This window comes from Oceanobacillus polygoni (assembly GCF_008304605.1).
Taxonomy (GTDB): Bacteria; Bacillota; Bacilli; order Bacillales; family Amphibacillaceae; genus Oceanobacillus; species Oceanobacillus polygoni.
On the sequence record NZ_PIJY01000026.1, the window covers coordinates 54,439 to 71,680 of the forward strand.

A 17,242-nucleotide genomic window follows, 5' to 3' on the forward strand; every position below is an offset into this window, starting at 1 on the left:
ATGCTAGAAAATATAAAAGGAAATTTGATTGTATCCTGTCAGGCATTACCTGATGAACCATTACATAGTTCATTTATTATGTCCAAAATGGCATTAGCAGCACTGGAAGGTGGAGCAAAAGGCATTCGAGCCAACTCTAAAGAGGATATTATCGAAATTAAAAAAGAAGTCGATCTGCCAGTAGTAGGTATTGTAAAACGTGATTATGAAGATAGCTCTGTTTTTATAACTGCAACTTATAAAGAAATAGACGAATTAATGGAAAGCGACTGTGAAATGATTGCAATGGATGCGACAAACAGGAAACGCCCAAATAATATTGAACTTGCAGAGCTTGTGAGCTATACACGGGAAAAGAATAGTACTATTCAGCTCATGGCCGATATTGCTACACTCGATGAGGCGGTTCAGGCAGAGCAGCTTGGGTTTGACTGCATATCCACTACTTTGCATGGTTACACCGAAATAACAAAAGGTAAAAAGCTTTACCATGATGACTTTAAATTTTTGAAGGATGTTTTGGAAAATGTGAACATACCAATTATTGCTGAAGGGAATGTGATCACACCAGAGATGTACAAGCGTTGCATGGAACTTGGCGCATATTCGAGTGTCGTTGGTGGAGCGATTACAAGACCGAAAGAGATTACGAAACGTTTTGTTGGAATGATGGAGTGACAATTAAGTAGGATTGGTGAATAATACCTCAGAACCCGGAGTGCGGATTTCCCCCACACCGGGTTTTCTAGAATTTGGTTCGTAGTATTGCGTAGTTCTTTAACAACAACCCCGAAAATTTGAATTGATAGATTTGGAGCTTTTAAACTTTTTACAAATGACATCGTTCTTTTGGCTACTGCCACTTAACACTAACTCTTCCTTGGTTGAGTAATTTAGATTATGGCTTTAAATCTACCTTTATAGTGGTTTTTACAATAACATTAATGCTACTCTTTGTGTTAATGTACGTTTATGTTGTTATTATATAATGTATAATGATAAAAATATTATTTAGGGGAGGAACGATATGCTTATAGGTGGAATTGAAGCAGGTGGTACTAAATTTGTATGTGCTGTTGGTGATGAATCTGGAAATATTTTCGACAAGGTAACATTTCCTACAGAAGACCCAGCCAAAACACTAGATGCAGCAAAGCAATTCTTCAACAAACATGATATCCAAGCACTAGGAGTGGGAAGCTTCGGCCCTGTGGACTTGAATAAAAAAAGCAAAACATTTGGCAGTATTTTAAATACGCCAAAACTAAAATGGAAGCAGTTCCATCTATTAGATCAGCTAAAACAAGATTATAATATACCAGTAACATTAGATACAGATGTCAATGCTGCAGCCTTAGGAGAATACAAATATGGTGCTGCAAGAAAAGCTGCTAGTGTCCTTTATATCACTGTAGGAACTGGTATTGGAGCTGGGTTTGTGAAAGACGGCCAAACTTATATTGGCAAAAGCCATCCCGAAATGGGCCATATCTTTATTCAACAAAGAAAAGACGATAACTTTGAAGGAAACTGTCCTTACCATGGTACCTGTTTAGAAGGTTTAGCCTCAGGACCAGCGATTGAAAAACGCTTTGGTAAAAAAGGAGATTTATTAACAGCAGATCATGTTGCATGGGATATGGTAGCAGACTATTTAGCACAAGCAATCATTAATTATCTTCTTATTATTTCTCCTGAAAAAGTGATTATTGGTGGCGGCGTAATGAAACAAGAGCAGTTGTACCCACTAATCCGTAAGAAAGTACGTGATCTTTCGAATACATATATGCAGCTTGAAAATTTGGATAAGATGATTGTAGCTCCAAAATTAAATGATGAGCAGGGGATTAAGGGTGCTATTGCGTTAGCTTTGTTGGGGTGAACGGGAAAAGCTGAGACATAACTATTCATGAATAACGTAAAAAAGGTTCCGAGCAACAGCCTTTGTGAAGGAACCTTTTTTGTAGAATGATTTTCATGAACTAATGGTTGATTTCTGTCATGGCCGCTATTCGAGAAAGTAACTGCATTCGTTACATTAAGAAGTAAACTTTTATACCCTCCTCCACTATATATCCAGTTTCACCCCACGCGCATTTCGTTTATCAAATGTAAAAACATACTTAAATCCAGCAGCTTTAGCCATGTTTAGGGCATCATCAAGGTGGGAACCTACCGTTTCTGCCCGGTGAGAATCAGAACCTATTGTCAATATTTCACCACCAAGAGATTGGTATCGTTTTAAAATGCTCTGTGTCGGAAATGCCTTTTTAACCTTCACATTAGAAATACCCGATGTGTTAATTTCAATACCAATCCCTCGTTCAATAGCCTTTCTAAGAATCGCTTCCAAAATCTCGTTGAAATCGTTAAATTGATAATTACCCTTCGCCTCCGTCGCATAACGTTTCATTAAATCCAAATGAGCAATAACATCAATATCTGCTTCAGAGACAAGCTTATAAACCTCAGTAAAATAGTCGTGATACACATCAAACGGTTTCTTATCTTCCATGTACTTTCTCAACTTTATTTCATCAATATTATGAACAGATCCAAGAATAAAGTCTAATTCCAATTCTTGTAGTACTTGATTGTATTCATCCTTCATTAAATGTGGCTCACAGAGTTCGATGCCTGCTTTGATTACAAGGCTTCCTCTATATTTATCTTGGACATGGTGGATTTGAGAAAAATATCGTTCAAAATCTAGATGTCCATAAGTTGGAAGATTCGGATTGACTGAAAAATGCTCTGTAAAACAGATCTCATCAATCCCTCTTTTTACAGCTTCTGCACAGACATCATCCATTCTAGCTTTGGAGTCAAATGAGTTATCTGTATGATGATGATATTCAGTAAGATACATGTCTAATTTCACCTCTTCTAGTTGGAGTAACTATTCCTTTATTCAGTTTAAACAAAAAGGTAACCATAAAGGCTACCTTTTTGTTTCTATCCATTACAATAATGCTTTAAATTTATTTACGACGTTTTCTACAGTAAAACCATATTCTTCAATTACTTGGTCTCCTGGAGCCGATGCGCCGAATGTATCAATGCTCATTACGTCACCCTCACTTCCAGCATACTCTCTCCATCCAAGCTTAGAGCCCATTTCTACTGTTAAACGTTTTTGTAGATTGCTAGGAAATACGCTTTCTTGATATTCTGCTGATTGTTTATCAAAAAGGTCCCATGATGGCATGCTTACAACATTTACATGGATGCCTTCTTCAGCTAAACGAGCTTGAGCTTTAATTGATAAAGAAACCTCAGAACCAGCTGCGATGATAATTCCAACTGCTTCATCTGAAGCTTTGGAAACGGTATAAGCTCCTTTACGGACACCCTCCGTTGCCAACGTTTCTGTCGCTTGTAATGTAGGTAATCCTTGTCTGCCTAACACTAGCATTGTTGGATGATTCTTTTCCTCCACAGCTATTTTCCACGCTTCTCTTGTTTCATTTGCGTCTGCAGGTCGAATGACAGAAATTCCTGGCATTGCTCTAAATGCAGCAAGCTGTTCAACTGGTTGATGAGTAGGTCCATCCTGTCCAACTGCTATCGTATCGTGCGTAAACACATATGTTACTGGCAGTTCCATCAAGGAAGCTAGTCTGATTGCTGGACGCAAGTAATCGGAGAAAACAAAGAATGTACTTACGAATGGACGTAAATGATGCAGTGCAAGTCCATTGGCAATAGCTCCCATCGCAAATTCCCTTACACCATATCGAACATTCCTTCCAGAATAATCTTGACTATTAAGGTCAACGTAATCTTTTAATCTTGTTTTTGTTGATGAATCTAGGTCAGCAGAACCACCAACTAATTCAGGTAATTTACTAGCTAGTAGATTCAATGTTTCACTAGCTGCAACCCGTGTTGCAAGTGTTTCTCCTTCTTTATATTCAGGGAGTCCATTATCCCAATCAACCGGTAGCTCACCATCGATGATACGCTTTAGCCCTTCAGCAAGTTCTGGATATTCATTCTGATATGCAGCAAATAGGTCATTCCATTCTTTTTCTTTTGCTATCCCGTTCTCTTTAATACTGCTAAAGTCTTCATATACTTCATCTGGTACATGGAATTCTTCGTGTTCCCAGTTATAGAATTTTTTCGTACGTTCGATTTCTTCTTTTCCTAAAGGGTCACTATGTGCATCATTTGTTCCTTGTAAAGACGGTGAGCCGTAACCAATAACAGTTTTCACTTCAATAATAGTCGGTCGATTTTCATCTGCTTTTGCTTCTAACAAGGCCTTTTGAACAGCTTCAATATCATTTCCATCTTCAACATATAAATATTGCCAGTTACACGATTCAAAACGTTTTTTAATATCTTCCGAAAATGCCAAGTCCAGACCACCATCTAAACTTATATCATTTGAATCATATAATACAATTAAACGTCCTAGCTTCAAGTGTCCTGCAAGCGATGCTGCTTCATAGGATACACCTTCCATTAAGTCTCCATCACCACAAATTGTGTATGTGTAATGGTCTACAATAGGAAAATCACTTTTATTATATGTTTCAGCCAAATGCCTCTCAGCTAAAGCCATTCCAACACTCACAGGTATACCTTGTCCAAGTGGTCCTGTCGTTGCTTCAACTCCAGGAGTTATTCCATACTCCGGATGTCCTGGTGTTTTACTTCCCCACTGCCTTGTATTCTGTAGATCTTCTATCGTTACATCGTAACCTGAAAGGTGAAGCAAATTATACAATAAATTGGAACCATGTCCAGCTGATAATACAAATCGATCACGATTGAACCACTTCGGATTTTCGGGGTTAATGTTCATGACATTTTTCCAAAGACTGTATGCCATAGGAGCTGCCCCCATTGGCATTCCCGGATGTCCGTGTTGTGCTTTTTCCACACTATCAATTGTTAGCGTACGAATTGTGTTAATCGATAACTCAGAAACCCTTGAACTCTTTGTAATCATATGAAGAACCTCCAGTATTTTTTTAGTTCTTAGATGCTGAGGTTTTATACCGATAAGCCTCAGCATCATTTAAACTACAACACATTTAACGATCTTATTTTGTTTCTGCTTTTTTCTTTTTCACAGGTATTGCCATTAATGCAAGGATGACAATTAAACTAATTGTGATGGCAATTGGTCCAGCATAGTTAGCTAATGAACCAAAGAATATTCCAGATACACCAAAGTCGGCATCAGAGAATGTTGTATTTGCGAATCCTAAATCACCAAGTACTGGCATTAAGAACACTGGAAGGAATGAAATAATTACCCCATTGACAAAGGATCCAACAACAGAACCTTTAAAGCCACCGGTAGCGTTACCAAAAACACCTGCAGCTGCTCCTGTAAAGAAGTGAGGTACAACACCCGGTAAAATAATGACACCGCCAGTGAAAATCATAATGACCATACTGAATATTCCACCTAAGAAACTTGCAAAAAATCCAATTAATACCGCATTTGGTGCATATGGATAAATAATCGGAACATCAAGTGCCGGTTTAGCATTTGGTACAAGTTTAGTAGATATCCCTTTAAATGCAGGTACGATTTCTGATAATACTAAACGAACTCCGGATAGAATAATGAATACACCTGCAGCGAAACTACCTGCTTGAATTAGCGAAAATACGAGGAAGTTTGTACCTCCACTTAGTTCAGCTTCAATATAAGTAGGTCCAGCAAAAAGTGCTACGATTACATACATGACAACCATTGTCAATGCAATACTTACTGTACTATCTCGTAAAAATCCCAAACCTTTTGGAAAGTTAATATTCTCCGTAGAGTTTTCTTTACTTCCTTTAAATAATTTACCAACTAAAGCACTTGCAGCATAACCAACAGCACTGAAATGACCTAATGCAACATTATCATTTCCAGTTAACTGACGCATAAACGGCTGAAGAATAGCTGGTGATAACGTCATTACAATACCAAGTGCAACAGAACCTGCAGCAATCAATCCAATTGTATCGAATCCTGCAACAGCCATAATTACAGCTAACATCGCAGCAAGGTAAAGTGTATGATGTCCAGTTAAGAAAATATATTTAAATCGAGTAAATCTAGCTATAAGGATGTTAACGACCATACCGAAAAACATAATTAATGCTGTATTTGTACCATATTCTGATAATGCAAGAGCTACAATCGCTTCATTATTTGGTACAACTCCAGTAACATTAAAGGCTTGCTCAAACATAGCTCCAAACGGTACCAATGCAGATTCAAGAATTCCTGCGCCTGCTGAAATGACAAGGAAACCTACGAATGTTTTCGTAGTTCCCTTTACGGTATCCGACATATTCTTCTTTTGTGCCATTAAACCAATTAAAGCAATGAGTGCTACTAGAATGGCTGGTTGACTTAAAATATCAATTAACGTCTGCATTTCTTGACCCCCTATTTTGGTTTACATTAGAGCAATCCTTTTTCCTCCAAGACTTGTGTTACTTTGGTTTTTAACTCGTCCATATCAATGATGCTTTCCATTACAACAACCTCACCTAGATGTGCCCCACCTTCAGCAATGTCTTTAGCAAGAAAGAATACATCTGCATCTCCTGGTGTTGCTGAGCTTAAATCAGAATGAGATACTTCTACTCCTGTCACACCGAGCTCACCTAAAATTTGATTGATATTCATCTCTACCATAAAACTAGTTCCTAAACCTGATCCACAAACCGCTAAAATTTTCATTATTTGTTCTCTCCCTCTTTTATAATTTCGATTACTTGCTCTGCAGTCTTAGCAGCTTTAAGAGCTTCAAGCAACTCATTATCACCTAATATTTTTGTTAATTGTGCAAGTGCCTTTAGATGTGCTTCACTATCGATAGCAGCTAAACATATAAAAATATCAATTTTATGTTCTTCCTGATCTAGAAGTAACACAGGAGTCTTTGTTCTTAGAAAGGACATCCCCAGCTGGTTCACACCATTTTCTGGTCTAGCATGCGGAATAGCTATTCCTTTACCGATATGAATATATGCTCCAATTTCTTCTACATTTGTTATCATGGAATCCACATACTTACGTTGTACTTTATTGGATTCTACCAATGGTTGTGATGCTTCAATAATCGCATCCCTCCAATCCAATTTGTCATCCGTAAAATGGATTGTGTCTTTCGTCAAGAGCTCTGATAACATTGGTTTGTTCATCCCCTTACTTTTGTTTTGTACATAAAATAAATTGACAAGCTCAGAAAATAGTTGATTTTCATCTTTTACTTCTGTATGTCTCTTAATAATTTCCATCAATTGCTCAACAGTGAACATTTGTCCATCTAATCTTGGGAATTTTTGTAATACATCACGAATTAAATAATGTTTTTCTACCTGTGATAGTAACGCTTTTACAACGAATACTGGCTTTACAGATTCAACCTTAATGGTTGAAAATACGACATCATAATTTGTTGACGGTATATCTTCAAATTTATCGCGATTGTGTATTCTAGAAAATCGGATAGTAGGAAACAGCTCTTTTAATTGCGCTTCAAGCATAATGGATGAGCTTAGCCCATTGGAACAAATGATTAATCCTGTTAACTTCTCTGAATGCAGATTATTCCCGCTACCTAGGTAGCCACCAAAATGCATGGTGAAAAATCCAATTTCGGATTCACTTATTTCTTTACCTGTCCAAAGAGTCAGCGGGGATAAAGAACGCTTCACAAACTGAAAAAGATCCGGATACTCTAGCTTTATTCTTTCCGTTAATTGATTGAAGAGTGGAATTTCAAATGTAATTCTAAAAAATGCTGGAACAAGATGATTGTATAAACTTCTTTTCAAAAACGCTTTATCTTTAATTGGAAGTAATGTGTTTTTTTCAAACTCGTCGATAATTTGTCCTGCTAACATCTCTAATGTAGGACTAGCTTGGCTTGTAACTATCCCAAGTGTTACGAGTAACTGTATCGTTACAAAATAACTTTCATCCTCACCTCCTTCAAAAAATAACCTCCTCGTCAACTCTTTCCCATGTTTAAATATACTCTGGCTTTCAAGCATTTGTTTTTCTAAGTTCGTAAAAGATAATTCTGCCTTTCCCGTACGAACTCTCAAGAGAGCGAGGTGGATAATCATCTCTGTCTTTCTACTCTTAACTAAACTTATCTCATTTGTTTCTAGATATTGATTAATAATTTGTTGTGTTTCAACGAGGACTTCTGCCTTCCCCCATGACTTAAGTGCCAAAATAATGATTTCTTTACCGAGTGGTTGAGAAAGTAAATGACTTACGCTAAAGATTGCTAATCTCCGCTTATCCATTTCAGTTCCAGCTAGATGATACCCATCAATACGTGTGTATAGGAACTCTACATCCCACTCTTCACAAATTTTTCGTAACCTTTTTACATCTGTAAGTGCTGTATTTTTGCTTACACCCAGTAATAATTGAAAATGGTAATTAGAAACAGGCTCTTTACGAATAAAGGTGTACAAATAAATTAAGTATGACCTGTCTTGTTCCGATATAATGAACTGATTGGCATTAATGTCTAAATAGTTTGTTTTGGCTAGATTTCTTAATTTCTTATCAATCATAATCAACTGATTGGAAATTTCGATTCGCGGCAAATCATTATTGCCAAGTGCAAGATTCACTTTTTCCAAATCATACTGAAGTTGACGTTCAGATAAATTTAACTGCATCATTATTTCTTGCTTCGTTATTTTTTCATGCTTTGTTAATTCTTCAAACAGTTTATAGGATCGTTGGTCAAACAATAGTATCCCTCCACCTCTTAATTTAATTATAAAACGTTTCCAACGTTGGTACAATGATCGTTGGGCACAATAATTGCAAGGGCTTCCAACATCAATTGGGCTGTTCATTAGGTTGTTTTATTTCAGTACTCTATTATACTTTAAGGCGTGAAACAATATATAAGTGAGCAGAAAGAGCTGATCTAAGAATAAAATTTATGGAGGTTGGTTTACTAATGGATATTAAGGCGATTGCACTTGACATGGATGGGACATTATTAAATGATAAAAATACTGTTTCTGATGAGCTAGTAAAACTAATTCGTGAATTACGCAACCAAAATATACGCATTTTTATTGCAACTGGTCGAACGAAACAAGAAATTTATGACGTCCTCCCCGAAAAACTTCATATTGATGGATTCGTTTCAGCAAATGGTATGAGCTGTTTCACGAATAATAAAGATATTTCCCAACATACCTTACCTGCAGACCTCGTCAAAACTGTTCTGAACAATGCCCGCGAAAGAAATTTATATTATGAAATTCACCCAAAAAACGGAAAAAGATTCGCATTAAAGGATGATAAAGAAACCCTCGAGAAAGAATTAAATTTACCGAGACCTGATACACTCTTAAATAATGAGTACATTTCCAGAGTCGAGTCTGTTCAAGATGAAATGAAATGGGTTGATGAAATTCGTTATGAAGATAATTTAAAGGTTTATTTCTTTAGCATGAACACGGAAGTAATTAATAACTGGAAACATACATTAAAGAAGATAAAACAGGAAACAGATTTCTCCCTCTCTTCATCATCTCTGCACAATGCTGAAATAATGGTTAGCAATGTGTCAAAAGCAACGGGTATTGAAATGTTACTGAAAGAGTATAATCTTTCAAAAGAAAATTTGTTGGCAATCGGAGACGGTGAAAATGATCTGCCAATGTTTGAACTCGCAGCATATAGCATAGCAATGAAGAATGCTGAAGATACGGTACAAGAAAAAGCCAATGAAGTAACTACATATTCTTATCAGGAAAATGGATTATATAAGTGTTTGGTTGACAAACTAAAAGAAAACTCGTTTCAGTTAATCTAATTCAATTAGACATGTTTCATACCAAGTTGCTTCGATAAATACTTCATTACGTTTATACGAATGGAAAAATTTCATATATCCTTATAAATAAGCCTTATTACGATTCTAAGTAATAAGGCTTATTCCATTTAAGTATGAGAAACGACAAATTCTGCTTTCCCCGAGATCTCATACTCTCCAATATGATGAGGAATTACAAAATGACTCCCCTTCTCTATTTCAAAATCCTGACCATTCAATGTTAGCTTTGCTTGACCAGCAATTACACTAACCTGCAAAAAGTCCTTGTCCATCGTAAGTGAAGCATTACCGTTTAACTCCCAGTGATACACAGAAAAATACTTCTCTTCTACCAATTTCTTAACTGTTAAATCGTCTACCACGTTTTCCGTTTGTTCTACCTTTGCATCTTGATGTGGAACAGTTGTCACTTGTTTTGCACGTTCCAAATGCAGTTCGCGTTTATTCCCTGCTGCATCTGTCCGGTCATAGTCATACACTCGGTAAGTAATGTCCGAACTTTGCTGTATTTCCAAGATTACGATCCCTTTACCAATTGCATGGATCGTGCCACTTGGAACATATACAAAATCTCCGGCTTTTACACTGACACGGCGTAACAGCTGATCCCATTCGCCACGATCAATCATGCCTTCAAGTTCTTCACGTGACGTTGCATGGTGTCCTAATACAAGCTCCGCACCCTCTTCTGCATTTAAAACATACCAGCACTCTGTCTTTCCGTAAGGTACGTTTTCTACCTCTTGTGCAAATTGATCATTCGGATGTACTTGCACGGATAGGTCATCAGCTGCATCTAAAATTTTCACCAATAAAGGATAAGCATCATCATTGTCTTTACGCTTATTAAATAATTCACCATGTTCCAGCCAAGCATCAGCTAACGTCTTTCCCTTTAATGGACCATTCTCTATAATGCTTGGCCCATTTGGATGTGCAGAGACAACCCAGGCCTCGCCAGTGTGTTCATAAGGAATGTCATAATTAAATTGTGTATTTAATTTTTGCCCACCCCAGATTCTTTCTTGAAATACAGGTTGTAGAAAAATAGGTTCGTTATACATAGCGTCCTCCATTAGTCTTAATTCTTCTTTTTATGTACAGTGTCATTCTAACATAAGGGGAACAGAAGAAAACACAAGGTTTTCTTCTGTCATTTTAGTTCCAACTAGCTTATCGTATCTAATAACTTATAAGCTTCTTCTGAACTGTGCACATTTAATAGCTGCTCTCTAAATTCTTCATCCATCAATTTACGTGATAACATTTGTAAAATCTTTAAATGAGCGTCTCCAGCACTTTCCTCTGGTACTGCAATCATAAAGATTAGCTTTGCTTCCGTTCCGTCTAAACTCTTCCAGTCAACACCATCTCGCTTAATACCAAATGCAACTGCAGGGCGTTTTACTGTGTTTGACTTGCCGTGCGGGATAGCGATATTCATACCAAGTCCTGTTGTGCTTTGACTTTCACGATTTAAAATTGCTTGTCTAAAAGCTTCTTTCGAATTTAAAATTCCAGATGCATCAAACTTTTCAATTAGCTCATCAATCACATCATCACGTGTTTCACCAGCTAAATCCGTTTCAATTAAATCAACATTCGTAATCGAGGTTAGCTTATTGATTTCTTCCATTTCAACTTCTTCTTCAACTTCTTCAGGAGCAGACTCGTCTTGTACTTCCCCATTTGTTTCACTGAGCGTACCACCGCCTGCAACTGCAACAGCTGGCTCACCAACCAGGTCTTTCTTCAAGAAGTTAACCATAAATGCTGTAACAATAACCCCAACAATTGCTGCTATAAAGAACATTACCACATTATTTACGGCGCCTAACACAGCTACAATTGGACCACCATGTGCAACTCTACCACCAACACTACCAATCATCGCAATAACAGAACCAACCATTGAACCTACAACAATACTTGGAATTACACGAAGTGGGTCCTGTGCTGCGAATGGTATTGCACCTTCTGTGATTCCGAATAGCCCCATCGTAAACGAAGCTTTTCCAGCTTCTCTTTCATTATCCAGATATTTTCTCTTATTCAGCATCGTTGCTAATCCCATTCCGATTGGTGGGATACAGATAGCAACAGCAATTGGTCCCATAATTTCATAGTTACCTTCAGCTATCATGGCAGAGCCAAATAGGAAAGCAACTTTATTAAATGGTCCTCCCATATCTACTGCAATCATTGCACCGAGAATAAGTGCCAGTAAAATCGAGCTTGCACCTTGCATCCCAGCAAGCCATGCAGTTAAGGCTTCAAAAACCTGCGCAACTGGTGCACCGATAACAAAGATAAATAATAATCCAACGATAACCGATGCAATAATCGGGATAAATATGATTGGCATAACAGGTAGAACAGCTTTTGGCACTTTAATTTTCTTAATAGCAAGTGCGACATAACCAGCTAGAAAACCTGCAATAATCCCACCGATAAAACCTGCCCCGGCTTCACTTCCATAAAAACTTCCGTTAGCAGCAATAAAACCACCAATCATACCTGGTACAAGGCCTGGACGGTCAGCAATACTTACAGCAATGAACCCCGCTAATATTGGAACCATAAACATAAATGCTGTACCACCAAGGGATTCAATTTGTTTCCAGATTGAATCTTCTGGTATCACGATTCCACCTGGAGTTTGCTCTCCGCCAAGTGTTAATGCAATCGCAATCAATAAACCACCGACAACAATAAATGGAACCATATAGGAAACACCATTCATTAGATGCTTATAAATAGGATTTTCTTTTTTCTTACGGTCTTTCTTAATATCTGTGGCATCTCTTAATTCAGGACGATAAACGGAAACATCACCTTTTTGAATTTGTTCGATCAATTCTTTTGGTTTACGAATTCCTTCTTGTACCCCTGTCACAATTAGCTTCTTTCCTACAAAACGTTCCTTTGATACCTCTTTATCAGCAGCAATAATAATTGCATCTGCTTCTTCGATATCTTGTTCAGTTAATGGATTCTCTACACCAATTGATCCTTGCGTCTCCACTTTTATGTCAATACCCATTTCTTCGCCTGCTTTTTGTAAATTTTCAGCAGCCATGTACGTATGAGCAATTCCAACTGGACAAGCTGTCACAGCTAATACTTTCATCGTGTATCCTCCTCTAGAGTAATCGCTTTCTTTCTATGCATTTATTATACCTCTAGTTTGTCTATCCATTAATTTTTATATTTACCAGAACTAGTGGTAAAAAATGATTATGTATATATTCCAATATAAAAAGTAAGTAGTTCTACATACCTACTTACTTTTCTAATACGCTTATAAATGATTCCATATCATAGGTCTCTGCTAATTCCTTTGCCACTGTTGGATCTTCGCTGATTGCTGCAATTTGCCCAATAACTTCTCTAGTTATTTTCTGATCGGAATTTGCTATAGCAAGCAAGAAAACAACAGATACAAATTCATTTCCCCATTCAATAGGATCTTTTAAAATGGCTACTGCAATCGCTGATTTATGAATGAGTCTGGGATCAGCATGTGGTATAGCAATACCTCCTCCAATTGAGGTTGCTGATTTTCTTTCTCTCAGTAACGCGTTATGAGTAAAGTTTTCCTTTACATATCCTTTTTGAATCAGTGCATTTCCAAGTAACTCAACTACTTCATAACGATGTTCCTTGTCCACTCCAAGGAAAAACAAATCTTTAGAGATTAATCTTTGAAGTGAAGAACCTCCATTTTTAACAACCTTATGATCTAGTTCATCTATAAACTGACTAAGCTTTTCCTTATCTGTTGTCTCCAAGAGAGGAGATATAACGAGGTAGGGTACCTCCACTTTTTCTAGTGGAACCGTAGATATAATAAAGTCGACTTGTTCTTTCTTTAAAGCTTGATCCACCTCTGCTTTACTTACACAAGCGGCAATTTCAATTCCCTTATAATTTTGGGTAATCTTAGCTTCAAGTAAATGGGACATACCTACGCCCATATGACAAACAATTAAGGTCTTCCTACGTTTACTTTTGGATCCTTCCATTCTTTCTATAGAAGCCTGAAAATGTAAAACCAGATATGCTGCCTCATCCTCTTTAATATCAAGGTTATACGTTTGTTTTACTTCTCCTAATGTTAGAATAACCATGCTAAACATGTAAGGATACATCTTTTTAATTTCAGATAACATTGGGTTCGTAATGGGAAAACCATATCGGATGCGATTAATCACTGAATGCATATGCACAACTAAACCGCTTTCTAGTACCGCATCTTTTTCAAATGGAAACAATGTTAATTTGCTTAGTTTCCTAGTAAAACTAGATACCACTTCCAGTAAAAAGTCATCGGAACTTAATTTATCTTTCACACTGCTTTCAGTCACCTTACCGCTTATAAGATGCCATGTAAAATAAACACGTTCATCTTCAGGAAAAGAAATTCGAAATGCGGCCTCTAGTTGTTTAAAAAAGGATGCAGCATAACGATATTCTTCCTGACCAAAAACATGTACTTTTTCTTCTTCAGGAACAAGCACAGGCGATTTTTGTCTCGTACGTTTCAACATGATGAGAGCATGTACAAGGAGGCTCTCCATTGCTTCATCAGTAAAAGATAATTGATAGTTCAGTCGCAGATCACGTAACGCTTTCTTAACTGTCGTAATCTCATGGAGCAAAAATAAATCAAGGACATAATTTCGATTGGCTGTTGAAACTAGTAGCGGCAGCCGTGATAATGCTTGGCGTTTCTGCAATTCTGTCCCCTTTATCATATGCCCAAGACCTGGTTTAGAAATTAATTCCAAGTCAAAAGATGCTAACCAATGCTGTATGTTGTCCAATTCTTTCTTAATCACAGTCTTTGCTACATAATGTTGGCTTACAAAGGCTTGAATTGTAATTGGATTATTACTTGTAAGTAATTGAAAAGCAATTTCAATAATTCGTTCCCCTTTACCTTGGAAAGGAGCCGTTGATAAAAGCAAGTGCAATACTTCGAAGCGTTCCGTTTCATCTATTTCAAGCGTTATACCAACACCTGGTTTTCGTTTGATACTACCGCTTGACACCTCTCGTAAATATAAATCAATTTGTTTTAAATCATTTCGCACTGTCTTTTCTGAACAATCTAATCGTGAGGCAAGTTCCTGGATAAGAAGTGGATCTTGATATTCAGTTAAAAGTATTTTTAGTAGTTCTTTTTGTCTCTCATTCATCGTTTATCTACTCCTATGTATGAGTTTAGCTAATAGGTGATGGAGAAGCAATGAATATCTATAGGTAACCTTCCCCCTATTTTTTCTTTACCTTCTCTAACTCTGTGAAATTCGTCTCCACTATAATTGAACTCAATTGTTCTTTATAACTCAGCTTAATCCTATGCTGATGTATCCTCACCTTTTAGAAGGGACTTGCATTCATTTCCTCCCCATCAATTCTAAATTCGCTATTTACCCATGATTTACAGCTTTCATCTACAGTGGAGTATTTGATGAATTTTATATTACATTTAGTAATGAAAATGCGATGGATTTACTTTTGTATCCATTATTTCCACTTACCATTCACATTTAAGGAACAGCAAACGGTAGAAAGCAGGTTTCAATTTTTGAAGAACCCATATTTTGTCACTTGAGTCTATTGCCTATGCCATGATTTAAGCGTTATGGTGTACAGTGTTTTCGAATATCTTATTCACAAAAACAAAGGTGAAGTGAATTTTTAAATATTGGCAATATACGTTCTTAAATGCGACCAATCTTCTCACAGTTCCTAGCCCCTCACTGAGCGGGTGCCCTTTATAATGGTTAGGTACTACGCCAAAATATTTCTTAAAAATCTTTAAGAAATAACTTTTATTTTCGAAACCTATCATGTAGGCAATGTCTTCAATCGATTTATTTGTACTTTCAATCAAATCCTTCGCTCTTTCCATTTTTGTACGATTAACAAAATCGATGAAGTTTTCATTCGTATCCTTTTTATATAACCTACTAAAATAGCTTGGATTCATATGAAGATATGATGCAACATCTCCTAATGTTATTTTTTTATCCAAATTCATCATGACATATTTTTGTGCCTGCAATATTTCATCCCTTCTTGATAATCCATGACCTTTACATTCGTTTTTAGACCGCCTATAAATAATGATTCAAGTTGCATGATTATTTCCGATTCGAATATCTTTTGATTCTCGACAGATATGATACTATATTCAACCTTACTCATTGAATTAACAATTCTCTCGATATCTAGTAATAAATGTATTACCCATTCTTTAACTAATTGTGGGTGATATCATTTTTCCTTGAAAATTTCCATCCACTTCTTAGCAACATCTTCTAAATCAGGTTTATTTTCTTGTATGACTAATACCTTAAATTCCTCCTTAATATCCGTATAATTTATAAAAATATTATCTGATGTAGTGGATGGCGATTTGCTTTTAGCATTAGACCCATCGTTCATATAAAATCTTTGATTCGTACAATTTTTAAGCAACTTTAATTCATCAGCTAGTTCATAAGGAATTTTACTCATACTGCCAATTATTGCAGTAAGGCAGCATATACCATGGGATGCTATTAACTTAAAGAGCATGTTAAATCGTTTACCAATACTCAATGATTGAAGTCTAATTAATAAAGTGTTCATGAATCTATTGGTTCATGAACACTTATCAAGAATTACTAGATACGAGTAATTTTCGTCTTTGTAACAACTTTAATAAATAGAGAAGGGCCTTTTTCATTCGTCACCTTTGTTTGAAAAAGATAAATACGCAAATTTCATCAATATAAAACTAATTAAGCTTAAGCCAAAGAGTAAAATTAATACAGGGAATTTCATATATACAAATAAGATTCCAGCTAAAGTAATTGCCATTATTAATGTGCGCAACGGTCTGGCAATGACGGGAATTAAAGCAAATTTTGGATACTGCCAAAGCTTTAAATCATAGTGAACAAACACAGGGAATACATACAATAAACTGAGTAAGTACACGAGTATAATAACCATTGTCAAACTCATCAAAGCCATATAAAGTGTATTCTGCTTTATATGATGCAATACTTTAAAATCAATATATAAAAGAAGCCCAATTAACAGCATCAGATAACCAATTACATTGGACGCGAGGAACTCCGTTTTAAATTTATTCCAAAACATTTTTATAATCGAACCATTGTCTGTTTCCATAATAATAAGCCTAATAACCGCAAATAACGCTGCAGTAGCCGGAAAACCCCCTAATATGAACAAACCAGAAGCCGTAAACAGTATCCATAAAAAATTTAACAATACTAAATTAAACCCTAAATTCCCAAGCCGGAAGTACCATTGTGTGCCAAACATTATTTCACGAGCCTCCATTTCAGCTGATGGCATTAATCTTCCTGTCATATATA

The 17,242-nt window shown here is 36.5% G+C and carries 13 protein-coding genes; 3 read left to right on the plus strand and 10 right to left on the minus strand.

Annotated elements, in window-relative coordinates; translation table 11 throughout:
• Positions 1-678 (plus strand): N-acetylmannosamine-6-phosphate 2-epimerase, encoded by a 678-nt coding sequence (locus F1560_RS12160; RefSeq protein ID WP_149474902.1) that lies wholly within the window; start codon positions 1-3, stop codon positions 676-678.
• A gap of 349 nt (positions 679-1,027) precedes the next feature.
• Positions 1,028-1,882 carry an ROK family protein gene (locus tag F1560_RS12165; protein ID WP_149474903.1) on the plus strand — a complete coding sequence of 285 codons (855 nt, stop codon included), beginning with the start codon at positions 1,028-1,030 and terminating at the stop codon, positions 1,880-1,882.
• A 186-nt stretch (positions 1,883-2,068) separates the two neighbouring features.
• Here the strand turns inward: F1560_RS12165 and F1560_RS12170 are convergent, their stop codons facing one another.
• From F1560_RS12170 to F1560_RS12190, 5 genes are all read right to left on the minus strand, one after another.
• Positions 2,069-2,869 (minus strand): histidinol-phosphatase HisJ family protein, encoded by an 801-nt coding sequence (locus F1560_RS12170; RefSeq protein WP_149474904.1) that lies wholly within the window; start codon positions 2,867-2,869, stop codon positions 2,069-2,071.
• 93 nt (positions 2,870-2,962) lie between these two features.
• Positions 2,963-4,960, minus strand: a complete 1,998-nt coding sequence (tkt, locus tag F1560_RS12175) for a transketolase (RefSeq protein WP_149474905.1) — start codon at positions 4,958-4,960, stop codon at positions 2,963-2,965.
• 94 nt (positions 4,961-5,054) lie between these two features.
• On the minus strand, positions 5,055-6,395 hold the full coding sequence (locus tag F1560_RS12180) for a PTS ascorbate transporter subunit IIC (protein ID WP_149474906.1): 1,341 nt from the start codon (positions 6,393-6,395) through the stop codon (positions 5,055-5,057).
• A 26-nt stretch (positions 6,396-6,421) separates the two neighbouring features.
• Positions 6,422-6,703 (minus strand): PTS sugar transporter subunit IIB, encoded by a 282-nt coding sequence (locus F1560_RS12185; protein ID WP_149474907.1) that lies wholly within the window; start codon positions 6,701-6,703, stop codon positions 6,422-6,424.
• Positions 6,703-8,742, minus strand: a complete 2,040-nt coding sequence (locus tag F1560_RS12190) for a BglG family transcription antiterminator (protein ID WP_149474908.1) — start codon at positions 8,740-8,742, stop codon at positions 6,703-6,705. The genes F1560_RS12185 and F1560_RS12190 overlap by 1 nt, the downstream gene beginning before the upstream one ends.
• Before the next feature lie 215 nt (positions 8,743-8,957).
• Between F1560_RS12190 and F1560_RS12195 the strand changes: the two genes are divergently transcribed.
• Complete coding sequence (locus F1560_RS12195) at positions 8,958-9,824, plus strand: Cof-type HAD-IIB family hydrolase (RefSeq protein ID WP_187773719.1); 867 nt, start codon at positions 8,958-8,960, stop codon at positions 9,822-9,824.
• 128 nt (positions 9,825-9,952) lie between these two features.
• Here the strand turns inward: F1560_RS12195 and manA are convergent, their stop codons facing one another.
• From manA to F1560_RS12225, 5 genes are all read right to left on the minus strand, one after another.
• Positions 9,953-10,909 (minus strand): mannose-6-phosphate isomerase, class I, encoded by a 957-nt coding sequence (manA, locus tag F1560_RS12200; protein WP_149474910.1) that lies wholly within the window; start codon positions 10,907-10,909, stop codon positions 9,953-9,955.
• 104 nt (positions 10,910-11,013) lie between these two features.
• Positions 11,014-12,975, minus strand: a complete 1,962-nt coding sequence (locus F1560_RS12205) for a PTS fructose transporter subunit IIABC (protein ID WP_149474911.1) — start codon at positions 12,973-12,975, stop codon at positions 11,014-11,016.
• A gap of 154 nt (positions 12,976-13,129) precedes the next feature.
• Positions 13,130-15,046 carry a BglG family transcription antiterminator gene (locus F1560_RS12210; RefSeq protein ID WP_149474912.1) on the minus strand — a complete coding sequence of 639 codons (1,917 nt, stop codon included), beginning with the start codon at positions 15,044-15,046 and terminating at the stop codon, positions 13,130-13,132.
• 440 nt (positions 15,047-15,486) lie between these two features.
• Positions 15,487-15,918: a helix-turn-helix transcriptional regulator gene (locus F1560_RS12215; protein WP_149474913.1), complete on the minus strand. Its 432-nt coding sequence runs from the start codon at positions 15,916-15,918 to the stop codon at positions 15,487-15,489.
• Between the two features lie 662 nt (positions 15,919-16,580).
• Positions 16,581-17,222 carry a YesL family protein gene (locus F1560_RS12225; protein ID WP_187773720.1) on the minus strand — a complete coding sequence of 214 codons (642 nt, stop codon included), beginning with the start codon at positions 17,220-17,222 and terminating at the stop codon, positions 16,581-16,583.
• Between the last annotated feature and the right edge of the window lie 20 nt (positions 17,223-17,242).